Raw genomic sequence first — 20,915 nt, forward strand, 5'->3', positions numbered from 1 at the left:
ATGCGCACCTTCAATGACCGGGAGCCGAATCATGAAAATCAATCCCTACCTCATCTTCAACGGTGACTGTAAAGCCGCGTTCACCTTCTACGCCCAAAGCCTGCAAGGCCAGATCGAAGCCATGATGACTTTCGGTAAAACCCCTGCCGGCGAACACATGCCCAAAGACCTGCACAACCTGATCATTCACACCCGCCTGCTGGTGGGCGATCAAGTGCTCATGGGCTCGGACACCACGCCCGATCGCCCGGTGGACGACATGAGCGGTTGCTCGATTTCCCTCAACGTCGACAGCATCGCCGAGGCCGAGCGGGTCTTCGCCGCACTGTCGGAGGGCGGCAGTGTGCAAATGCCCCTGGATGCCACGTTTTGGGCGGCCCGTTTTGGCATGCTGGTGGACCGTTTTGGCGTGTCATGGATGGTCAACTGCGAAAAGGATCAGTGAGCACACCCTGCTGATCGCGATGCTCAAGGCATGAGAAAGCCCGACCGGCAAAGGTTGGGCTTGCTGGCAACTCTCGGGCCGTCTGCTACCGTCAAATAGTCACCCGCATAGCAGCGACCTTTCGGAGGATCCCCTATGCCAGTCCATGACCTGTCATGGTCCACCCGGTTGAAACTGTCGCTTCTGGCTGGCGGGCTCATCGCCACCCTGCTGGCTCTCGGCGGGTGCGCAACCGTCGACGCCCAAACGACCGCTTATGTCGGCGTCGAGCATCCCGCGCCAACACTGCCCAGTGAAGTGGTCGTACTGCGTACCGAGCCGCTGCGCCCGCATGTTCGATTGGGTGAAATATTGATTGACGCCAGCGTCGATCCCGCGCCACCCATCACCCAGGTAGAAGAAAAACTGCGGGATGAGGCGGCCAAGCTCGGGGGCGATGCGGTGGTGGTGGTCTATGACCATATTCAACCGGTGGGCGCTTATGTCAACGGGCCACTATGGGCTCGCGATGTACAGACCATTGAGGGGCGCAAGCTTAAAGGGATCGTCATCAAGTACCGATAGTGTGGTCCTGCGCCGAGTGGCCAAGGCAACCTTTCGTCGTAAATGAAAACGGAACGACACCTGAGCCCCCTGTCTGGCTTAGGGTTTGCAAAGGCCCGACGTAGCACCCCAGAACGACATAATTCTGACGCGGCTGCGCCTCAATTCAACGCTTAAGGACGCCAGCGATACGCTTGGTCAGTCACCGGAGATGTAACGTGTCAACTCTCAATGAAATCGCAGCGAACCACGCGAGAATGGCCAAGGCAAAGGAAGAAGAGTCGACCGGACTGAGTGAGCGACAGCTCCATGTGGTGGGCAGTATCGAAATCCAGTCCGTGGATGCGCAGCAGCATGTGCCACTGCACCTGATGGCTGGCACGCAGGACAATAACCTTGGACAGGCGATCAGCTACTCACTCTGACTGCGGTGAACGTTGCGCATGCCCGACAGTGTTCACACCGGGGCATGCGACGATGCCAGACATTCAGGGCGAGGAAATCAGCCCATCGCCCAGCAACGGACATACCTGACTTGCCCGAGGCAAACGCCAGTCGCAAACCGTCCGGCGTGGAAGCTTTATCACGGTAACGGCTGGCGGCCGCTAGTCAAAGAACGGCTCAACCTCCGTCCGGCTGCCGACAAAGAAGCTGTCGGCCACCAGTCGCAGCGGCTGGAGGTCCAGGTCACTGGCTTTGTCGGCAATCAACTGCTGAAAATGTCGATACACCGCCGCGTACTCGCCCTCCTCCGACACGGCCTGGCGCACACCATCAATACTCAAGCGCGCCCCCCCGTTGTCCAGTCGCAGGATACCTTCGGTGCAACGAATCTCGATGCTCCAGAGCTCGTCATGTCCGTGGTCGAAATCGAACTCCGCGCGAACATCGAGGTGGCGCGCGTCAGACATTTTGATGGAAGCGGCGATGGGCGACTGGCAGTTTGCGGGGACTCGCAGTTCGGCTGACTCAACGAACAGCGGCAGCGCCAGCAGATGGGTGGCAATCGACAAGGCGTTGATGCCCGGATCGAAGACGCCCAGGCCACCAGGTTGCCAGATCCATGCCTGGCCGGGGTGCCATTTGCGAACGTCCTCCTTCCAGTCGATCTGCACGCTTTGCAGGGTACGGGTGGCCAGCCAGTCACGGGCGGCTTCGATGCCGGGCGCATAGCGTGAATGCCAGGCGAACAGTCCGCTGACCCCTTGCTCCTCGGCCTGATCTACCAATGCCATCGCTTCGCCCAACGTGGCGCATGGCGGTTTTTCCACCAGAACGTGTTTGCCTGCGGCCAGCGCCTGACGGACCAGAGCGAATCGCCCCTGGGGTGGCGTGCAAAACGCTATCGCATCGACATGCGGGCCACGTTCGAGCAACTCGCTCAGGGACTGAAAATTCTCTACCCCGGCGCAGGGCCGCCCTTGCGTGGCGACCGACACTAACTGGAACGCGGGGTTGGCGTTGATGGCTGGAACGTGTTGATCCTGGGCAATCTTGCCGTAGCCCACCAGACCGAGACGGATCGGTTGCATCAATGACTCCTGATTTTTTTGTACTTATGGGTTGGCCGGGATTGAACCACTGTTTCTCTCGACTGGGTAATGTTCGGCTGCCTTGAAGGCCAGCTTTTTCCTGACGCTCCCTTCGTCAGCGCTCAAATTGGTCCGTGACGGTTGCCTGGAGGTCGTGCCCGCCAGGCAATTGGCGCAGGCGGCTTATTTTTGCAAAACAACCAGTGGAGTGTCCTTCTTGACGATGTAGGTCGCCAGTTCCGAACCGGCGGTCGTGCCGATGTTCGTCGCGGTGTGGGCGGTTCCTTCCGGAATGTACAGCGAGTCACCGGCGTTGAGAGTCACCGCTGGCTGCCCCTCGAGCTGATACTGAAAGGTGCCACTGATGACGTAAGCCACTTCCACACCGGGGTGCGAATGCCTGGGTGCTGCGACCCCCGGCTCGAAGTCAACGCGGACCTGGATCACTTCGCGGTCGGAAACGCCCAGATCACGTTTCACCAGATCCGTGCGATGCAGGCCTGTCTGCCAGCTTTTTGCCGCAGACGTCTCGTGTGCCGCTTCAGCCTGTGCCATCCCCGCGAATGCACAAAGGGACACCGCGGCCAGGGCGGCAGCAAACCTGCCGAGAATCTTATGGGTGTTGAAACGAGGCATTGAATTTCTCCGGTCAGTGCACGGTAAACGCCGAGGCGGGTTTCGCTCATGCAGTGCGTCCATTTCGAGTCAACGGTGTATCTCCCACATGTCCGACTGACCGGTTTTTGTATGCCGAGGTCGCTGGCGACACTGGAGATACACAGCAATACAAACCCAATGGGCGCGTGCGTTTTCCGGCTTTTTCCCCGCGATCCACACCTTCACGCATTCGCCTCGGTGCGGGGCCAACAGCAGCGCGCACTCCGACCGGCATCTATAGGCAAGACCTATGCAAAGGATTGCATATCGGTCTTGGACCCTATCGAACAAACGACAGAAGATTGTTTCACACCCAAGCAACACCCAAGCAATACCCAACCAGCAACCCCGACAGGAGATTCTCCATGCAACAGTCTCACGCTTACAACGACACCAGCCTCGAACTGACCGCCAAAATCCTGGACGCCAAGGCTCGCAAAAACCTGTCCTTCGAGGACCTGGTTGAAGGCACCGGCCTTGGCCTGGCTTACGTCACCGCCGCTCTGCTCGGTCAGCACCCGCTGCCAGAAAACGCGGCGAACGTGATCGGCAAGAAACTGGACCTGGACGCCGATTCGGTAGCCCGCCTGCAAATCATCCCGCTGCGCGGCAGCCTGTCGGGTGTGCCGACCGACCCGACCATCTACCGCTTCTACGAGATGATCCAGATCTACGGCACCACCTTGAAAGCCCTGGTTCACGAACAGTTCGGCGACGGCATCATCAGCGCCATCAACTTCAAACTGGACATGAAGAAAGTCGAAGACCCGGAAGGCGGCCACCGTGCGGTGATCACCCTCGACGGCAAGTTCCTGCCACTGCGTCCTTTCTAAGGACCTAACCGGACCTGTCATTCGGCCCGCAGCCTTTGTGGGCCCGCTTCAAAACCGACCGAACCCGCTTCTATCAATCAGCCCATTGGAATGGAGGACTCGTCATGCAAAAAATTCTGTTTCTCGCCCTGTCCCTGACGGCCTCGCTGTCAGCCTACGCACAGGGACCGGTGGTCGCACCAGAAGCCGTTCCCTATGCCTACGGCATGCATCTGGATATCGCCAAGGTGATCAACATCACCCCGGCCGCGGATGTCTGCGGTCCGACGCCCGTGCAGATGACTTACAAGGATTCCCACGGCGATACCCGAACGCTGGAATACAACGTGATCGGTACCGGCTGTACCAACTGATCGTCACTCAATCATCACGCAATCAATGAAAGGTACGCATCATGAAAGCGCTCATCGAAGGTTTTTTGAAGTTCCAAAAGGAAGCGTTTCCACAACGGACGGACCTGTTCAAACACCTGGCCACCACGCAACACCCAGGCACGTTGTTCATCACATGTTCCGACAGCCGCGTTGTACCGGAGCTGCTGACCCAGCAAGAACCCGGTGAGCTGTTCGTCATTCGTAACGCCGGCAACATTGTGCCGTCCTACAGCCCGCACCCGGGTGGCGTGTCGGCCACTGTCGAATACGCCGTGGCCGTGCTGGGCGTGACCGATATCGTGATCTGCGGCCATTCCGATTGCGGTGCCATGACCGCCGTCGCCAAGTGCACATGCATGGATCACCTGCCTGCCGTGGCCGGCTGGTTGCAACATTCCGAATCGGCCAAAGTCATCAATGAGTCGCGCCCTCACGCAGATGAAGCCGCCAAAGTGAGTTCGATGGTGCGTGAAAATGTCATCGCTCAACTGGCCAACATCCAGACCCACCCGAGCGTGCGCCTGGCCCAGGAAAAAGGCCGGCTGAATCTGCATGGCTGGGTCTACGACATCGGGACCGGTTCGATCGACGCCCTGGACGCCGACAACAAGACGTTCAAGTCCCTGGTCAAGCACCCGACGACCTGCGCCGTGCAGGCCCGTCCCGAAAAAGCCGTTGCCTGATCAGGCACTGACTCCAGCCGTACGCAACAGGCTTGAAGGATGAGCGGCCGATGGCACACGACTCACAAATCCAGCACCAGGGGGGCATCGCCTTCCCTGGTTTGTGCCGGCACTGCGCAGCAAATCAGCACATCCCCTTCGGCCGGCATTTCAGCCGGCAGGTTCAGATAATGTACGTGCCCGCTGATCAGTCTGGTGCGGCAGGTACCGCAGGAGCCACCCCGGCAACTGAAGTCCGGGTTCAGGCCTCGGCTTTCCGCCAGCTCCAGCAAACTCCCGCCGCCTGGCTCCCAACGCGCTTCCTTGGCTGAAGCGGTAAACAGCACTTTGACCGGGTGGCTCGCCGCCGGTATTTGCTCGACCGCCGGGGTCAGTTGATCCCGCTGGCGAATCAAGGTCGAAGGTCCGAAAGTCTCGGCGTGAATACGATCATCACCAATGCGCAACGCGCGCAGGCCGTCATACAACGCCTGGGTAAACGCCCCGGGACCACACAGGTAAAAGTCGTAATCATCCAGGGGCAGCAACGCTTTGAGCAGTTCGACATCGACACGCCCCGCCACTTCAAAATCCTCACCGACGCGGGCATGGGTCTCCGGCTGACTGAGCAGACGCAACGCATGAATTTTATCTTTGGCGCGGGTGGCCAGTTCATACAACTCGTCGCGAAAGCCCAAGTCGGCCAGGCTCCGCGCACTTTGAATGAACCAGGTCGGGCGAGTGCGACGTATGCGTTCCCCTTGATAGATCACCTCGCGCAGCATCGACAGCATGGGGGTCACGCCCACGCCTGCGGCCAACAGCACCAGCGGACGATGCTCGTCCGCCTGCACCGTGAAGCGGCCCTGAGGAGCACGGGCTTCGATCAGGTCCCCGACCTGAATCCGCTCATGCAAGTGCGACGAAACCCGTCCGTCACGCTTGACGCTGATGCGGAAAAAACTATCGGAAGGTGCGCTCGACAGGCTGTAGGTCCTGACCAGCGGCGCTTCACCCTCGGCCACGCCAATGCGCACGGGCAGATGTTGACCCGCCTCGAAGCGCGGCAAGCCGGCGCCGTCGTCAGGTTCAAAGTAAAACGAACGAATCGTGCTGCTTTCATCAACGATGCGGGTCACCCGCAACTGTCGCCATTGATCGCGCAAGGCGTCGGCCTGCAAACGGCCTGCGGCTTGCTCCCAACTGCCGGTCATCAGGCTATTGGGCGAAAACCCTTCGAAGCGCCAACGCACAGCCAACACAGCGGCTCGCCGCACGACATGCTCCACGGTCAGCGTCCATAGCCGCTCGGCCCCCTGGAACGCGGCGATTTCCGGGGCCTCGAGAATGACTTCGGCACGCCCGGCGACTTGCAGCATATCGCCTGTTTCAAAATCGACGAACAGCAGCCCGGCTCGCGGGTTGAGCAAAAAATTGCCCAAGGTGTTGAAGTGCAGGTTGCCGGCGAAATCGGGAATGGTCAGCACATTGCCTTCAATCCTGACGAAACCCGGATTGCCTCCCCGGTGCGAGACATCCACCGAGCGTTGGGTGACATCGCCGTCCAGGTCCACGTAGCTGGCCACAAAGAACGTATCCGCCTTGCCGATCGTTTTACGGGCAGCTTCATCGAGCTCATTGAAACGCTCTGCCCGGGCGCTCGGCGAGCAGTGTCCAAGGCTCACCGGATCGACCTGGCGCAACTGGATGTATTGCGGGCAATTGCCGAAACTGTGCACCACAGAAACGCAACAACCGCCAGAAGAGGCGGTGCTGATGTTGCCGTTCATGCGATTGCGCCTTCGTGTCTTCAGGTCGATGCCGAGTAACCCTACGGCGGCGCCCGTTCGCAGTGCCGGTTTGACTGGATCACTGTCCGCCGGCAGGCGATCGAGTTGCAGCACCCGTGGATCCGGGGAATGGGCAAAGCCTGGAGGGCCTTCGATCAGGGTGGCCCAAGGTATGCCTTGCTCATCGACGGCGCCCAGTACCAGATAAGGTAACTGGCTATAAAACAAGCGGTGCTGGTCGGGCATGTAATCGCGTATGACCCTGCGTCCGTTTGCCTCCATCACCTGGGCGACGCCAACGCTTTCCTGTAAGTGCAACTCGCCTGCATGCCAGGGCGATGCCCCCGGCCCGTCTGTCTGACTCATGATCACCTCTACGTTTTTCCATTCGTAAACAGGTGCATCTCGCGCGCAAAAAACGAGCGATGGTCTGCATGGGTTCTACGGCACTTGCGGCGCCTCGTACCAATCACGGCCGGGTGTGGCAAAGCGCATTTTTTGACGGATGAACGCGGCATTTTCGACGCTGGTTATTTGCTCCAGCAGCACGAACGCCACTTCGGTGGCAGTGCCCGGCCCACTTGAGGTGATGATGTGGTCATCGACCACGACAGGCCGATCGACGAAGCGGGCCCCGGTTTCCACCAGTTGGTTTTTCCGTTTGCCGCCCTCCTGGTGGTAGGTCGTCGCGCTCCTGTCACGCAATACGCCAGCCACACCCAGGCATATCGATGACACGCACACACTGGCCACGGGTTTGCCGGTTTCGACGAAGTGACGGATGGTCGACAGGAAGGGTTCGCTCAACGCTTCCTCATAAAAGCCTGCCGGTTCGAAACCACCCGGCAATGCCAGGGCATCGAAGCCACTCACGTCCAGGTCGCTCAATAAAAAACCGGGGATGAGCGTCAGACCAAAGGTGGTCACGATTTTTGCGCGAAGGCCGGCGTTGACCAATTCAACGGGTTGGTCCCCGAGCAGATTGGCCCAGCCAAGCACATCGGTGAAAGCCGCCATTTCCAGTGGCTCTACGCCGTTGGCCAGTAACATGAGCACGCGTTTCATCGGATCCGAGCCTCTGCTGCATGGAGGGGTTTAACAGTGAGTGCTCATGCTCTGCCGTAACCGCCATGGAGAGAACGACCAAAAAAAGCAATCCACTGTTTCGCCTGCTGAAATGGCGGGATCGACCGCCAGGTCACGCTGAAATCGCTCAAAGCGCATCCGGCCGCAGGGCTGGATGCTCACGGAGCCCGTCGACGATGTAATCGACAAAACTGCGCACCCGCATCGAGGCCCTGCGCCTTTCGCGATACACCACATGCACCGGCAAGGCCGGCAGTTCAAAAGGTTGCAAGACCCGTTTCAATCGTCCGCTGTTCAAATAGTCGAACAACGGATAGCTCAAACAGCGCGTCAGACCGGCACCATGGGCCGCCGCATCGATGGCCGCCTGTACCGTGGCACAACTGACCTGCGACCGGGCCTTGATGTTGTTGGGCTCGCCCTGCGCCTGAAAGTCCCATTGGACCTTGTCCCTGTAGGCCTTCGTGGCGATCAGTCGATGACGCTTGAGGTCTTGCGGTACATCGGGTTCACCGTGAGTGGCAAGGTAGGCAGGACTGCCGCAAACGATCGAGCGCACATGGCCAACCTGCCGAGCGATCAATGACGAACTCGGCAAATGCCCGACCAACACCGCGACGTCCAGCGCCTCTTCATTCATGTTCGGAAAGCGATCATGGTAATGGGCGAACACTTTGACTTCGGGATACGCCTCCATGTAACCCGTCAGCAAGGGGGTCATGACATAACGGCCGAACAGCAGCGGCAGCAGCACCGTCAGGTTGCCCTGCGCTTGAACATGCGAACCTTTGGCCGAGGCCTCGGCCTCATCAACCGCCTTGAGGATGCGGGAACAATCGGCCATGAATGCCGTACCCGCTTCAGTCAATGTCACCCCTCGGGTACTGCGCACTAACAGCGGCACACCCAGGCGCGCCTCCAACCGGGCGATGGCGCGCACGACCGTCGGGCCGGAAACGCTAAGACGACGTGCCGCCGCGGCAAGGCTGGGATGCTCCGAGAGCGCCTCGAACACGATCATTTCATGGTAACGGTCCATCATTACGCACGCTTGCCGACAGGTCTGAGCGCCGGGTCGTTCCCCAGTCGTTCGGCCAGGAAATCCACGAAGGTACGAACCTTTGCGGGCACGCGATTGTTTTTCAGGTACACCACCTGGATCGGCAACGCAGGCGGTTCAAACGCCTCAAGCACCACCTCCAGTTCACCTGCGGCAACCTGGCTGGCCACTTGATAGGACAATACCCGGGTGATTCCCCACCCCAGGCAAGCCACATTGATCGCCGCCTGATTCGCAGTGACCACAAGCCGCGGATCAAAGCGAAAGCTCAAGGGGTTGCCGTCGCTCTCAAATTGCCAATCGCTGAGCAGATGGCTGGCCGAAGACATCACAATATTGGCCGATCTCAACTCTGCGGGGTGAAGCGGCCTGCCGTATCGCTCAAAGTACGCCGGCGCCGCGCATATGACCTGCCGCACCTCACCGACCTTGATGGCGTGCTGATTGTTCTCGTGCAAATGGCCAATGCGAATGGCCACGTCGATGCCTTCATCGACCATGTTCACGACACGGTCAACCAGCAAGGCGTTGAGATGCACTGAGGGAAACTGGTCCAGATAACGGGCCAGCAGTGGCGCGATGTATAACTCGCCAAACAGCACCGACGCCGTGACTGTCAAATTCCCGCAGGGTATCGAATAACTCCCGGCGGCGGCCTCCTCCGCTTCCTCGACCTCACTCAGGATTCGCCGGCAATCTTCCAGATAGCGTTGCCCCGCTTCGGTGAGGTGCAGGCTGCGGGTCGTTCGAGAGAGAAGGAGTGTGCCGATTCGCTCTTCCATCGCGGCGATGGCACGGGTCACGCTGGGAGGAGAGATATTCAGGCGCCGGGCGGCGGCGGCAAATCCTTCCTCCTCGGCGACCGCCATGAAAATCTGCATTTCTTGAAAGCGATCCATAGACGACTCTCTCTCCAATGAAAGTACAGCGCGGTATCTGGCTGCCGATGCGTGCAGACTCGATCTGCCAGTATTGTCGGCCGCATCGATTTTCGCACGCGCCGTCGGGCTGGCCGGTTTGACAGGAAGCAATCCAGGAAAAAACCACGTAGGTGTAGGCGGCAATGTCGGCGACCGTCGGCTTGTCACCGGCCAGGAATGGACGTTGGCCCAGCTCGTCTTCCATGACTTCAAGCAAGCCATGGGAGCGTTTGATGGCGTCTTCGGCGTCATAACCGGCGCCAGATACGGTGATCAACCGTGCGTTGGCAGGCCGAGTTCACCCAGCGTAATGATCGCTGTGCACGGCTCTAATCGCCCACCGTGGTTCCTGACACCAATTCCATGAAGGCGACGGATGCTGCGCTGTGGTAGTTGTTTTTGCGCCGCAGTAACGCCGCTCCGCGTCGAGGTCCGTTGTCCATCAACGCGAGCTTGCGCAGGGCGCGGTCCTGGGTAGCGATCGGCTCGGGAAGAATGGTGGCGATCGCCGTGTGCCGGATGACTTCCAGCAGTGTGTTGACCGAGTTGACCTCGATCGCCACCTTCGGCGTGATCCGCGCGCTTGCAAAGTACTCATCGATACAGACGCGAGTGACGAAGTCCGGCGTCAACAGGGCAAACTCCAGTTGAGCAACCTGCTGGGCCGTCAATGGCGTCTTGCAGTCGTACAGCGGGTGATCGCGCCCGACCATCAGCCCCAGGGTTTCGATAAAAGCCGGAATCGATTCGATGTCCGCGTTTCTCACTTGGTCAAACGCGATCGCGATATCCAGCGAATCCTCCGCCAACCCGGTTTCGATATCGTCCATCGACAATTCAAAGATTTCCAGATGGATGTTGGGATAGCGGTTTTTGTAGTCGCGTACCAGTGGCCCGACGAGATACGCCATGAACGTCGGTGTCATGGCCAGGCGCAAGGTGCCCCGGGACAAGTCCTTCACATCGTGCAGTGCGCGCTTGCCAGCGGCCAACTCCACCAGCACGCGACGCGCGCATTCGATGTAGGCCTGCCCCGCGTCGGTCGGTTTCACGGTCCGTGATGTTCGGTCGAACAGCACAACGCCGAGCGACTCTTCCAGTTGCCGGATCTGTTGGGACAAGGTCGGTTGGGAAACATGCAACGCCTCGGCGGCGCGGGTAAAGCCGCCGTTATCCGCGACGGCCAGTAAATAGCGCAAATGTCGTAGCAGCATGTGGGTTCCCCTTCGATAGGCTCTGCTTATGCGCTGCATTGTATTCGCTCCTGGACGCTATCGGTCAGTCGACAGCAGCGGGCTACAAACCCAGGAGCATCGCCTGATCGTTCATGCCAGATCGCGGCCTGGATTGTTTCACCCAGCACAATTGAGTCATGACATCCCTGCTGGTTCTCTGATTGCGCCGGGATGGCGAGACTGAACACAGAAGCCATTGCCACTTTTGACGCACACGCGCTGTGCGGTCCTTGCAGGGAAACGAAATGACTTACGACTTTGATTTATTTGTAATCGGTACAGGTTCCGGCGGTCCCGACGCCGGCGACATCATTCGTCATAGCGTCACGGAGCTGACCTTTACATCGCCTCGGCATGCCTCGGTAACCCTATGGAGATCAGTGCTGCGAGCAACACGAATGCGCTCGATATCCACAAGCACGCACCGAGCCCATACACCTGATAAACCCAGCCGGAGAGCACCGTGCCTGCCAACCGTCCCATGGCGTTGGACATGTAGTAAAACCCCACATCCAGCGACACGCCGTCTTCCTTGGCGTATGACACGATCAGGTAGCTGTGCAGCGAAGAGTTCACCGCGAACAGCGCACCAAAGACCATCAATCCACCGAGCAACACCCCCTGTTGCGACAGCCCGGTATTGAGCCCCAGAGCAATGGCCGCAGGCAGGCCCGCCAGCGCCAGCGCCCACAAAAACGCCGCACGACCATCGGGTACGTGCCCACGTTTCTTGCCGGTGATGGCCGGCGCAAAGGACTGGACGATGCCGTAGCCAATCACCCAGGCCGCCAGGAAGCCCCCGACCGCCCAGAAGTCCCAGCCGAACACGCTGCTCAGGTACACCGGCAAGGCCACCACGAACCAGACATCGCGGGCGCCGAACAGGAACATCCGCGCCGCCGAGAGGATGTTGATTGCCCGGCTCTTGGACAGGATGTCGCGAAACCTGGGCTTGGCTTTGGCCTTGCCCAGGTCCTTCTTCAACAGGATCAGACTGCTGATCCAGATCAGCGCCAGGACACCCGCCATCGCCAGCAAGGCACCTTTGAAGCCGATCGATGCCAGCAAGGCCCCGCCCAGAAAGAAGCCGACACCCTTGAGTGCGTTCTTCGAGCCGGTGAGGATCGCCACCCACTGGTAGAGCTTGCCCTGCTGCCCCTCCGGAACCAGCAGTTTGATGGAGCTTTTGGCGCTCATCTTGTTCAGGTCTTTGGCAATCCCCGACAGCGCCTGGGCACCCATCACCCACGGGATGGTCAGCCAGGCGCCAGGCACCGTCAGCATCAGCAGCGCCGCGACCTGAAGGCCCAGCCCGATGTTCATGGTCCGGTTCAGGCCCAACCGGGCGCCGAGGTAGCCCCCCACCAGGTTGGTGATCACGCCAAACAGCTCGTAGAGCAAAAACAGGGCCGCGATTTGAAGGGGGCTGTAGCCCAACGCGTGGAAGTGCAGCACCACCAACATGCGCAAGGCGCCGTCGGTGAGGGTGAAGGCCCAGTAATTGCCCGTGACCAGCAAGTACTGCCGCACTGGCGGAGCGAGGGCTGACAACACTTTCATGACCGCTCCTCAGACTGCCATTGCGACCATTCTGGCCAGTTCGACGGTGCGGTTGGCATAGCCCCATTCATTGTCGTACCACGCATAGAGTTTGACCTGGGTGCCATTGATGACCATGGTCGACAGCGCATCGATGATCGATGAGCGCGGATCGGTACGGTAGTCGATGGACACCAGGGGGCGTTCCTCGAAGCCGAGGATGTCTTTGAGCTCGTTCTCGGAAGCGTCCTTGAGCAGTTGGTTCACCTCTTCGACCGTGGTGGCTCTCTCGACTTCAAAGACACAGTCCGTCAGCGAAGCGTTGGCCAATGGCACGCGTACGGCATGGCCATTCAGGCGCCCACGCAGCTCCGGGAAAATTTCGGCAATGGCGGTGGCCGAGCCGGTGCTGGTCGGAATCAAACTCATCCCCGAGGCACGCGCTCGGCGCAGGTCCTTGTGCGGCTGATCGAGAATGCTCTGGGTGTTGGTCAGGTCGTGGATGGTGGTGATCGAACCGTGGCGAATGCCCAGTTTCTCGTGGATGACTTTCACCACCGGCGCCAGGCAGTTGGTCGTGCATGAAGCGGCGGTGACGATGCGATGTTCCGCCGGTTTGAATAGCTGATGGTTGACGCCCATGACAATGTTCAACGCGCCCTTCTCTTTCACTGGCGCACTGACCACCACTCGCTTCACGCCTTGGTCCAGGTAAGCCTGGAGCACCGCAACCGTCTTCATTTTGCCGCTCGCTTCGATCACCAGATCACAGCCCGACCAATCGGTGTCGGCAATCGCCTTATTGGCCGTTACCTTGATTCGTTTGCCGTCGATGACGATGCTGTCGCCCTCGGAATCAGCCTGGTAATGCCAACGACCATGTACCGAGTCGAAATTAAGCAGGTGCGCATGAGTCGCCGCGTCCCCCGCTGGATCGTTGATCTGCACGAATTCAAACTCTGGCCAGCTCCAGGCGGCTCGCAGCGCGAGACGACCGATCCGACCGAAACCATTGATGCCAACTTTGATCGTCATGTTGTGGTGCTCTGTGTCTGTTGTCAGTGGGCGTTCGACGGGATATCGAACCGGACGATGTTTTCAATAGGGGCAGGATGCTGAATCGCTTATGGACGCAACGACCAAACCGGTACGGGCGCCCTTCTTCCCTGGGCACCGGGCAGTACGGAATATGGGTGTTGTGGCACGGTGAAAAAGCCTCAGATGGAGCGCTGATTAACACGTTTCATGAGTTCTTCCGCCGACTCCTTGCGCTCGGAGTAGCGATCAACCAGATAGTCCTGACGGTCGCGAAGCAGCAGCGTGAATTTCACCAACTCTTCCATCACATCAACGACACGGTCGTAGAACGGAGAAGGTTTCATCCGGCCGTTATCGTCGAATTCCATATAGGCCTTCGGCACGGAGGATTGGTTAGGGATGGTGAACATGCGCATCCAACGTCCCAGCACTCGCAGCTGATTGACCACGTTGAACGACTGCGAGCCACCGCACACCTGCATGACGGCGAGGGTTTTGCCCTGGGTCGGGCGTACCGCGCCCATCGCCAGTGGCACCCAGTCGATCTGCGCCTTGAAAACCGCGCTCATGGAACCGTGGCGTTCTGGAGAGCACCAAACCTGCCCCTCGGACCACAGCATCAGCTCGCGCAGCTCCTTCACACGTGGGTGATCGTCCGGTGCGTCATCGGGCAGCGGCAAACCGGACGGATTGAAAATCTGCGCCTCGGCGCCGAAGTGCTCCAGCAGTCGGCCGGCCTCCTCGACCAACAAGCGACTGAAGGAGCGCTCACGGGTCGATCCGTAGAGCAGCAAAATGCGCGGCTTATGGGTGGAGGTCTTCTCGATGCCCAGCTTGTCAGTCGATGGGAAATCAACCAGTTCGGTATCGAGTTGGGGGATTTGGTCATCAAACATAGTCTTTGTCCTGCGCAATGGCGCTCTTGGATTCATCGAACCAGCGGCGTTTCAGCCAAAGGGCCACACCGACCAGGGATATCAGTACCGGCACTTCCACCAATGGGCCAATCACCGTGGCAAACGCAGAGGAACAGGATTTTCATCGAGCGATCTCGTAGTCGAAGGCGCAATCAGGCGATTTTGCTTGCACAGCACACGGCTGCACGTTCAGGACGGTCACCCATTTCATCAAGGCGTTTGGCATCAGGGCTCAGCCAATGCTTGTTGCTTTCCAGCACGGTAGTCAGCACTTGATGAACCCAGTCAGGGAGGTTCGGGTGCAGGCGGTAATACACCCATTGACCTTGGCGACGGTCCGACAACAAGCCACACGTACGCAATTGCGCCAGGTGCCTGGAGATTTTTGGCTGGCTCTCGTTCAACGCGCAGGTCAGCTCGCAAACACAAAGCTCTCCTTCACGGGTAATGAGCAGCATGGTGCGGACACGGGTGTCGTCAGCCAGGCATTTGAAAACAGTGGTCGGTGTCAGATGGTCGGCCATATCGATGCTCAGCGTTTGGTTTCACCAGGATGAATATCTTGATGCGCTCATGAATGTCGTGAGGGGTGCCGGCGCTTGCGGGTCACTGCGAAATCTCAACTCATATACGATTTAACGAATATATGTTTTTACGTATATAAGGTAAATGAAAAGAAACGAAATATTTCCTCAAGGTGCCTGTTCCTGAGGATAACAGTCAGCTCAAAGCCCTGATTTTAAGGCGAGCGGCAGGCTAGCACCTGGCGAAATGCTTTGGATATATGGGGAAAATTGAATATTAGAAAGCTGTAATGAGTCAGTCGCTCACACAGAAACAGTCTCACGCCTGTTCGCATCGGCTAGTGATGCCTGCGCGAGTGCGCCCAATGTACCCACCTGCCGAACACGGCAGGTGGGTACAGATCCGATCGACACGAACAATGTTGAGCAGCCGAAAGTGGCCAAACCAAAGCCATCAACATCGGGAACGATCAATCAACACGGCTGCCGCAGGTGACTGGCCTTGGGGATGTTCAAGCCCCCCTTCACTCGCAACTGAAGACCGGACGCAAGAACGCCTCCAACACCTCGTATCCATCCAGGGGCAGAACATGGGCGATGAACTGATCCGGTCGCACCAGTACCATTGCGCCCCGCTCACGATCAATGCCGCGCAACGCGAATACATCCAGACGACTGTCCGCGGTGAAGACCTTTTCATAGTCAATCAACCCGTATCGTCCTTTTCGTGGAAGCAAAAGCGGAGGCAGATCTTCCAGGCGCAATGTACGGTGAGGTTGCTGGAAAATCGCCCGTACATCCAGGATGCCGTCCATGTCAGCGCTTAGAGCCGCGATGCGGCGCAACGAGGGGGACGCGGCTTCGCTCAAAAAATTGCACAGACCGCGCAGACCTGTCTGCTCCTTGTCAGAAAAGGCGTAGAGCGTCCAGCGGCCATCAGCACAAGCCGTGTGCCCCAAATGGACAGGCTTGGCGTCTGCCAGGCGAATCACGGGGGCCGAGTGGAATCGGCTTCCAATGTGCAACCCCTCGGCCAGATGCTGCCAATGACCCTCCCCCGTCAGCATTCCAGGCTTGTAGCGTGTTGCCACACCTGCCGTATAACGCCCGGCGCGGACAAAATACTCTTGCACTTCAGCGGGGTCGATTCCGCTAGAGTCAGGGTTATCAGGGTCCTTTGGCCGTCCTCCCATCAGTGCCGCCCAGTGCTTGTCGAAGTCGATCAGTTCCTGAGCGACAGGCTGACGTTCTTGGCTGTAGGTTTTCAGGAGAGTGGCATCGCTGCGCCCCTCGAGCACTGCTGCAATCTTCCAACCGAGGTTGTACGTGTCTTGCATTGAAACGTTCATGCCCTGGCCAGCCTTGGCACTGTGCGTATGGCAAGCGTCACCGGCAATGAAAACTCTGGGTTCACGCTCATCACCCTGTTGATCCAGGGAGTCGTCAAAGCGATCGGTCAGACGTTGCCCGACTTCGTAGACCGAGGACCAGGCGACTTCCTTCACATCCAACGTGTAAGGATGAAGAATACTCCGGGCAATCGAGACCATCTGCTCGATGCTGGTTTGCCGAATTGACTGACGATTGTCCTGATCGACAATGCCAAGATCGACATAGAAACGAACGAGATGACCTCCTTCGCGAGGAATGATCAGCAGATTTCCACCCGTCGCGGACTGAACAGCCGCCTTGAGACGAATGTCGGGGAAGTCGGTTACAGCCAATACGTCCATCACTCCCCAGGCATGGTTGGCAGCATCGCCGCGCAGTTGTTGCCCGATAGCGCCACGCACCACACTGCGGGCACCATCGCAACCGACCACATACCTGGCTCGAATCTGGCGCTCCTGCCCCTCGTGACCGGGATCTGTACGGCGCAGGGTCACCTGAACGGGATAGGGGTTTGTGTCGTCACGCGCAAGATCGACGATTTCCCAGTTGTAGTCAGGCACCAGCCGGCGGCTGGACTTCTCCATGGACTCAAGCAGGTAATCCTGGATTCGCGCCTGATTGACGATCAAGTGGGGGAATTCCGACAGGCCGTCCTCGGTGTCCTGGACTCGCCCCGTACGGGTGATCGAACCTCGATGACTGGCGTCAGGTCGCCAGAACACCGTTTCGTTGACCCAGTAGGCCTCACGCAGCAATCGGTCGGCCAGGCCAAAAGCATTGAACATCTCGACTGTGCGGCAGGCGACTCCATCGGCCTGTCCCATCAGCAGAGGCCCGGAGCGCCTCTCGAGGATGCGCGTCACGATGTTTGGAAATGTCGAGAGCTGGGTTGCCAATACCAATCCCGCGGGACCGCTGCCAGCAATAAGTACATCAACTGCTTCAGGCAATTCGTGATTGTGCACCCCCTCCTTTGCGGGTTGCAGGCAGGGATCACCCGCGTGGAAACCGTTGAGATGAAACTGCATGAATGTTGTCCTCACTCTACGTGAACGATGGTGACCGTTTGGCCTGTGCCTTTCGGTGCGGCGACTCGCCCCCATCAGGGGGCCAGGCGTTCTCAGAACGGATAGTTCGCGCCGTTTTGTCTCCAGGTGATCCAGTGAGCCCGGGTGAACTCGTCAATGGCGTAATGGCCATTGAACCTCCCCAACCCGGAGTTCTTCTCACCACCGAAAGGCGCATTCGGCTGGTCGTCCACAGTGATGTCGTTGATGTGGGTCATGCCGGCCACAATCCCTCGCGAGAACTCGATACCCCGTTGCATGTCGCGAGTGAAAACCGCACTGGAAAGCCCGTACTCACTCGCATTCGCGAGGTGTAGCGCATGGGCCTCGTTATCGGCGACAAGCAGAGGAAGTACCGGGCCGAAGGTTTCCTCCAGTGCCAGTTCGTGGCTCGCGGGAACCTTGCCGAAAACATGAGGCGGCAATACGAGGCCATTCGGCTCGCCGCCATGAAGCTCCTCAAGGCCGGAGTTCCTTGCGTTGGCGAGCTTGGCCTGCAACGACTGCATCTGCGCCTGATTGGTCAGCGGACCGATGACCGTATCGGCTGCCATGGGGTCACCCACCTTGAGTTTCCTGACACGCTCGACGACCAGTGCGGCGAAATCCGCGTAGAGCGAACGCTCGACAATGACCCGATTGGCACTCATGCATATTTGACCCTGGTGGAGAAAACGCCCAACGACAGCGGCATGAGCCGCCAGCTCGACGTCAGCGTCCTTCAGGACAACCAGAGGGCAATTGCCGCCCAGTTCCAGGGCAACCCTCTTGAGGTGGGCGCCGCCAGTAGCAATCCGTCCGACATTTCGCCCAACCTCAGTCGAACCCGTGAAGGAAACCAGACTCGGCACCGGGTGCTCGACGAACGCATCACCGATTTCAGAGCCGGCACCGACCAGGACGTTGATCACTCCGGCCGGAAATCCCGCTTCCTCAAACATGTGCGCTATCAGCAACCCACCGCTGACAGCCGTGTCACTGGCCGGTTTGAGTACAACGGTGTTGCCCAGCGCAATGGCCGGAACGACCGAACGCATACTCAAGTAAAGGGGGAAATTCCAGGGGCTGATAACCCCCACGACCCCCAGCGCTTCGCGGAACACAAAACTCTGCTCACCCGGTTTGTGGCTGCTGAGGATGCGCCCCTCGACCTGGAATGGGAGCCCCGAGCACTCCCTCACCAGTTGCAGCGTGTTATGCCATTCGAACCCCGCCTTGAGCCGGGTACTGCCCGACTCCCGGATCAGCCATTCGACAATTTCTTCGGCTCGCGCCTCCATTACACGGGCCAGGTTCTCCAGCAACTGGCGGCGTTGCCCAGGAAATGTTTTCCCCCATGCATCCTGAGCCGTCCTGGCAGATTGGTAGGCGTCATCGAGATCGCCGATAGAGGCCAGCGGCATCTCCAGAAGCTTTTCGCCGGTGTACGGATTGTTATCCTCCAGGCGCCTGGCAGAGCGACCCGTGCGCCAGGCACCGTTGATGTACTGATGACCTTCAATGAGATAGCGCGGTACTTGAGTGTGTTCCATGGTGCAAATCCTTGATCTTCATGATGTGCCAAAGAGCTGCGCTAGATGCGCGCTCAAAGCACAATCGACAGTTGATGAACAAACGAGAAAGACGCGACGGCACGGAAGGGATCTAAAGCCCTTCCCGTGCCTTGAGTCGTCGCTGAAAGTGGTGATCGCCTGGCAGGTGGCTCAGGCTCCGTTCGACGCACCACTTGCAACCCAGCAACCATGGAAAGCGTCACGCAATCGGATGGGCAGCTTGATCGTGGCGACAGGCCCTTTTTCCGGGTGGGCCGCCTCAAGGATCGCCACCGAGGCGAGCATCCGGTCGTGATGATCCACCACGACCAGCAGATAGCCCTCGTGGTCGGCGGCGGGAACCAGTTGTGGTTCCTGGAACGAATCGGCATCGCGAAGATGCAGTGCACTGACAGCACCGCTTTCGACGTCGACACGAACCAACAAGTTGGAGCCAGGCCCGATGGGGCCGGAGATGTTCAGGGGAAGTTCAGGGTTGATGCCACCGTAGTAGATGACCCGGTGCTTCGCCGCAACCACTCGCCCGTCTACCCGAGGAAGTTCCCCGGGGATGGGGCTGAGCTGTCGCGAGCTGAAGCTCTGCTCAGGATCCTGCGCATCAAAGCTCCAGCGGGTCAGGAAAGGCGCCGCCTCCTCGGGGTTGTAAGGCGCGCCGTCCGCGTCGGGAATGCCCGGGAAGGCATTGCGATGGGACAGACACAGGTCGATGTAAACCATGCTGCCTTCGTTATAGGCATTACCCACGTGAAACGAATAAGCCGCAGGCCGTTTGAACCACCGCAGCTGATCCACCGAGCCATGACGCGGCAAGATGCCGATCCAGCTCTCCTTGTCACGCTCCCACACCCAGTGATCCCCACCCTCGCGCATGCGTTCGACGTCGGCAGTCGTCGGGAAGACCATGAAGATGACGTAGTCCTGAGTGACCGCGAAATCGTGTTGCATTGCGGTATACGGCGCTTCAAACCAGTCTTCGCGGATCAGGTTTCCGTGCTTATCGACCACACCGAAGACCATGTCCCTTGAACCGAGTCCGCCAGCCTCATAACCAAACAGCAACCATTCCCCTGTGGCAGGGTCGATTTTGGGATGGGCCGTCACGGTCTTGCTCGTCAGCCTGCCTTTGAAGTCCCAGGTTCCGCGTGTTTCAAGGGTGTCAGGGTCCAGCTCGTAGGGCAGCCCATCCTCTTTCAGGGCGAACAGACGGCCAGCGTGGAAGAAAGCGGTTGTGTTGGCGGAGCTACCACTGACCGTGGCCACAAGAGGATCGTCGGTGAAGGGATTGCGATAGGCACCGAACAGGGCGCGACCCGCTTCGCGCTCGGCGAGGAAGCGCTCGGTGCGGACGTGACGCATACGGAATTCAACTCGCCCACGGTGAAAGCGAAACAGACTCACAACGCCATCACCGTTCACGTAGATATCGTCGCCAAGCTTGGGCGCAAAGCGTGGATCGGGACCACATCGATACCAGGTACCCTCGATCTCGGCCGGAATCTCTCCCGTCACCTCGAGATCCAGGATCTCGCAGTCAGTGCGCATCGGGGCATTGTAGCCAGTGAAATTAGGCAGAGCCGGAAATTGCAGAGTCATGTGCATCACCTAAATCGTAGAACCGGTTCGACCGGATTCTTGTTTTCATGCTCGCCGCAATGGGCGAAACCCTGGAGCTGAGCACAGCATCCGAGCACGAATTTAGACTTGGAAAGGCGACGCGACTTGCCTGAGCGATGCGACAACTTGACTGT

Annotated in this window: 20 protein-coding genes and 2 pseudogenes; 6 read left to right on the top strand and 16 right to left on the bottom strand. The window is 59.0% G+C overall.

All coding sequences use genetic code 11. From position 1 onward, the window contains the following. The first annotated feature begins 31 nt into the window (after positions 1 to 31). The 3 genes from BLV61_RS05245 (at position 32) to BLV61_RS05255 (ending at position 1,413) form a co-directional block, all read left to right on the top strand. The gene (locus BLV61_RS05245) at positions 32 to 445 is read left to right on the top strand and encodes a VOC family protein (protein WP_090463175.1); all 414 of its coding nucleotides are present in this window, start codon (positions 32 to 34) and stop codon (positions 443 to 445) included. Positions 446 to 580: 135 nt separating this feature from the next. Continuing rightward, positions 581 to 1,009 (top strand): hypothetical protein, encoded by a 429-nt coding sequence (locus BLV61_RS05250; RefSeq protein WP_047530766.1) that lies wholly within the window; start codon positions 581 to 583, stop codon positions 1,007 to 1,009. 197 nt (positions 1,010 to 1,206) lie between these two features. Beyond that, positions 1,207 to 1,413 (top strand): hypothetical protein, encoded by a 207-nt coding sequence (locus BLV61_RS05255; RefSeq protein WP_090463179.1) that lies wholly within the window; start codon positions 1,207 to 1,209, stop codon positions 1,411 to 1,413. A 180-nt stretch (positions 1,414 to 1,593) separates the two neighbouring features. On the opposite strand, the gene BLV61_RS05260 is transcribed toward BLV61_RS05255, so the two are convergent. Both BLV61_RS05260 and BLV61_RS05265 read right to left on the bottom strand, forming a co-directional pair. Beyond that, positions 1,594 to 2,520: a Gfo/Idh/MocA family protein gene (locus tag BLV61_RS05260; protein WP_090463182.1), complete on the bottom strand. Its 927-nt coding sequence runs from the start codon at positions 2,518 to 2,520 to the stop codon at positions 1,594 to 1,596. Between the two features lie 183 nt (positions 2,521 to 2,703). Beyond that, the gene (locus tag BLV61_RS05265) at positions 2,704 to 3,156 is read right to left on the bottom strand and encodes a cupin domain-containing protein (RefSeq protein ID WP_090463185.1); all 453 of its coding nucleotides are present in this window, start codon (positions 3,154 to 3,156) and stop codon (positions 2,704 to 2,706) included. Positions 3,157 to 3,542: 386 nt separating this feature from the next. Between BLV61_RS05265 and cynS the strand changes: the two genes are divergently transcribed. The 3 genes from cynS to BLV61_RS05280 all read left to right on the top strand — a co-directional run bounded on the left by cynS (position 3,543) and on the right by BLV61_RS05280 (position 5,067). Continuing rightward, positions 3,543 to 4,010: a cyanase gene (gene cynS / locus BLV61_RS05270; protein WP_047530774.1), complete on the top strand. Its 468-nt coding sequence runs from the start codon at positions 3,543 to 3,545 to the stop codon at positions 4,008 to 4,010. Between the two features lie 104 nt (positions 4,011 to 4,114). Then, positions 4,115 to 4,363: a DUF2790 domain-containing protein gene (locus tag BLV61_RS05275; RefSeq protein WP_090463188.1), complete on the top strand. Its 249-nt coding sequence runs from the start codon at positions 4,115 to 4,117 to the stop codon at positions 4,361 to 4,363. Between the two features lie 41 nt (positions 4,364 to 4,404). Continuing rightward, the gene (locus BLV61_RS05280) at positions 4,405 to 5,067 is read left to right on the top strand and encodes a carbonic anhydrase (RefSeq protein ID WP_047530778.1); all 663 of its coding nucleotides are present in this window, start codon (positions 4,405 to 4,407) and stop codon (positions 5,065 to 5,067) included. 62 nt (positions 5,068 to 5,129) lie between these two features. Here the strand turns inward: BLV61_RS05280 and BLV61_RS05285 are convergent, their stop codons facing one another. From BLV61_RS05285 to BLV61_RS05345, 14 genes and pseudogenes are all read right to left on the bottom strand, one after another. Beyond that, positions 5,130 to 7,202: a 2Fe-2S iron-sulfur cluster-binding protein gene (locus tag BLV61_RS05285; protein WP_090463192.1), complete on the bottom strand. Its 2,073-nt coding sequence runs from the start codon at positions 7,200 to 7,202 to the stop codon at positions 5,130 to 5,132. A gap of 75 nt (positions 7,203 to 7,277) precedes the next feature. Beyond that, a complete protein-coding gene (locus BLV61_RS05290; RefSeq protein ID WP_047530783.1) occupies positions 7,278 to 7,901 on the bottom strand; it encodes a DJ-1/PfpI family protein in 624 nt (207 codons plus the stop codon). 148 nt (positions 7,902 to 8,049) lie between these two features. Further along, the gene (locus BLV61_RS05295; protein WP_090469768.1) at positions 8,050 to 8,961 is read right to left on the bottom strand and encodes a LysR family transcriptional regulator; all 912 of its coding nucleotides are present in this window, start codon (positions 8,959 to 8,961) and stop codon (positions 8,050 to 8,052) included. A gap of 2 nt (positions 8,962 to 8,963) precedes the next feature. Continuing rightward, positions 8,964 to 9,881: a LysR family transcriptional regulator gene (locus BLV61_RS05300; RefSeq protein WP_047530785.1), complete on the bottom strand. Its 918-nt coding sequence runs from the start codon at positions 9,879 to 9,881 to the stop codon at positions 8,964 to 8,966. Positions 9,882 to 10,026: 145 nt separating this feature from the next. Beyond that, positions 10,027 to 10,194, bottom strand: a pseudogene (locus BLV61_RS05305) (glutathione S-transferase C-terminal domain-containing protein); the annotation flags it as partial. A 37-nt stretch (positions 10,195 to 10,231) separates the two neighbouring features. Continuing rightward, positions 10,232 to 11,116 carry a transcriptional regulator CynR gene (gene cynR, locus BLV61_RS05310; protein ID WP_090463194.1) on the bottom strand — a complete coding sequence of 295 codons (885 nt, stop codon included), beginning with the start codon at positions 11,114 to 11,116 and terminating at the stop codon, positions 10,232 to 10,234. A 360-nt stretch (positions 11,117 to 11,476) separates the two neighbouring features. After that, positions 11,477 to 12,697, bottom strand: coding sequence for an organoarsenical effux MFS transporter ArsJ (gene arsJ, locus BLV61_RS05315; RefSeq protein WP_090463197.1), 1,221 nt, complete (start codon positions 12,695 to 12,697; stop codon positions 11,477 to 11,479). Between the two features lie 9 nt (positions 12,698 to 12,706). Continuing rightward, on the bottom strand, positions 12,707 to 13,711 hold the full coding sequence (locus BLV61_RS05320; RefSeq protein ID WP_090463201.1) for an ArsJ-associated glyceraldehyde-3-phosphate dehydrogenase: 1,005 nt from the start codon (positions 13,709 to 13,711) through the stop codon (positions 12,707 to 12,709). Between the two features lie 182 nt (positions 13,712 to 13,893). Next, entirely contained in the window at positions 13,894 to 14,610 is a 717-nt protein-coding gene (gene arsH, locus BLV61_RS05325; RefSeq protein WP_090463203.1) for an arsenical resistance protein ArsH, read from the bottom strand. Further along, a pseudogene (locus BLV61_RS31535) lies at positions 14,603 to 14,737 on the bottom strand (arsenical-resistance protein); the annotation flags it as partial. The pseudogene BLV61_RS31535 and the gene arsH, both read right to left, overlap by 8 nt. A gap of 46 nt (positions 14,738 to 14,783) precedes the next feature. Then, positions 14,784 to 15,155, bottom strand: a complete 372-nt coding sequence (locus BLV61_RS05330; protein WP_047530794.1) for a metalloregulator ArsR/SmtB family transcription factor — start codon at positions 15,153 to 15,155, stop codon at positions 14,784 to 14,786. 524 nt (positions 15,156 to 15,679) lie between these two features. Beyond that, positions 15,680 to 17,575, bottom strand: coding sequence for an FAD-dependent monooxygenase (locus tag BLV61_RS05335; RefSeq protein WP_090463206.1), 1,896 nt, complete (start codon positions 17,573 to 17,575; stop codon positions 15,680 to 15,682). Positions 17,576 to 17,667: 92 nt separating this feature from the next. After that, on the bottom strand, positions 17,668 to 19,146 hold the full coding sequence (locus BLV61_RS05340; protein WP_090463209.1) for an aldehyde dehydrogenase family protein: 1,479 nt from the start codon (positions 19,144 to 19,146) through the stop codon (positions 17,668 to 17,670). A gap of 171 nt (positions 19,147 to 19,317) precedes the next feature. After that, positions 19,318 to 20,760, bottom strand: coding sequence for a carotenoid oxygenase family protein (locus tag BLV61_RS05345; RefSeq protein ID WP_167361778.1), 1,443 nt, complete (start codon positions 20,758 to 20,760; stop codon positions 19,318 to 19,320). Positions 20,761 to 20,915 lie beyond the last annotated feature (155 nt).

It is taken from the genome of Pseudomonas mohnii, from assembly GCF_900105115.1.
Classification (GTDB): Bacteria; Pseudomonadota; Gammaproteobacteria; order Pseudomonadales; family Pseudomonadaceae; genus Aquipseudomonas; species Aquipseudomonas mohnii.

Coding starts and splice junctions, on each gene's coding strand:
- BLV61_RS05265 (WP_090463185.1), bottom strand. CDS start 3,156: ATGCCTCGTTTCAACACCCATAAGATTCTCGGCAGGTTTGCTGCCGCC.
- arsH (WP_090463203.1), bottom strand. CDS start 14,610: ATGTTTGATGACCAAATCCCCCAACTCGATACCGAACTGGTTGATTTC.
- BLV61_RS05330 (WP_047530794.1), bottom strand. CDS start 15,155: ATGGCCGACCATCTGACACCGACCACTGTTTTCAAATGCCTGGCTGAC.
- cynR (WP_090463194.1), bottom strand. CDS start 11,116: ATGCTGCTACGACATTTGCGCTATTTACTGGCCGTCGCGGATAACGGC.
- arsJ (WP_090463197.1), bottom strand. CDS start 12,697: ATGAAAGTGTTGTCAGCCCTCGCTCCGCCAGTGCGGCAGTACTTGCTG.
- BLV61_RS05285 (WP_090463192.1), bottom strand. CDS start 7,202: ATGAGTCAGACAGACGGGCCGGGGGCATCGCCCTGGCATGCAGGCGAG.
- BLV61_RS05320 (WP_090463201.1), bottom strand. CDS start 13,711: ATGACGATCAAAGTTGGCATCAATGGTTTCGGTCGGATCGGTCGTCTC.
- BLV61_RS05300 (WP_047530785.1), bottom strand. CDS start 9,881: ATGGATCGCTTTCAAGAAATGCAGATTTTCATGGCGGTCGCCGAGGAG.
- BLV61_RS05345 (WP_167361778.1), bottom strand. CDS start 20,760: ATGACTCTGCAATTTCCGGCTCTGCCTAATTTCACTGGCTACAATGCC.
- BLV61_RS05335 (WP_090463206.1), bottom strand. CDS start 17,575: ATGCAGTTTCATCTCAACGGTTTCCACGCGGGTGATCCCTGCCTGCAA.
- BLV61_RS05295 (WP_090469768.1), bottom strand. CDS start 8,961: ATGGACCGTTACCATGAAATGATCGTGTTCGAGGCGCTCTCGGAGCAT.
- BLV61_RS05250 (WP_047530766.1), top strand. CDS start 581: ATGCCAGTCCATGACCTGTCATGGTCCACCCGGTTGAAACTGTCGCTT.
- BLV61_RS05260 (WP_090463182.1), bottom strand. CDS start 2,520: ATGCAACCGATCCGTCTCGGTCTGGTGGGCTACGGCAAGATTGCCCAG.
- BLV61_RS05340 (WP_090463209.1), bottom strand. CDS start 19,146: ATGGAACACACTCAAGTACCGCGCTATCTCATTGAAGGTCATCAGTAC.
- cynS (WP_047530774.1), top strand. CDS start 3,543: ATGCAACAGTCTCACGCTTACAACGACACCAGCCTCGAACTGACCGCC.
- BLV61_RS05280 (WP_047530778.1), top strand. CDS start 4,405: ATGAAAGCGCTCATCGAAGGTTTTTTGAAGTTCCAAAAGGAAGCGTTT.
- BLV61_RS05275 (WP_090463188.1), top strand. CDS start 4,115: ATGCAAAAAATTCTGTTTCTCGCCCTGTCCCTGACGGCCTCGCTGTCA.
- BLV61_RS05245 (WP_090463175.1), top strand. CDS start 32: ATGAAAATCAATCCCTACCTCATCTTCAACGGTGACTGTAAAGCCGCG.
- BLV61_RS05290 (WP_047530783.1), bottom strand. CDS start 7,901: ATGAAACGCGTGCTCATGTTACTGGCCAACGGCGTAGAGCCACTGGAA.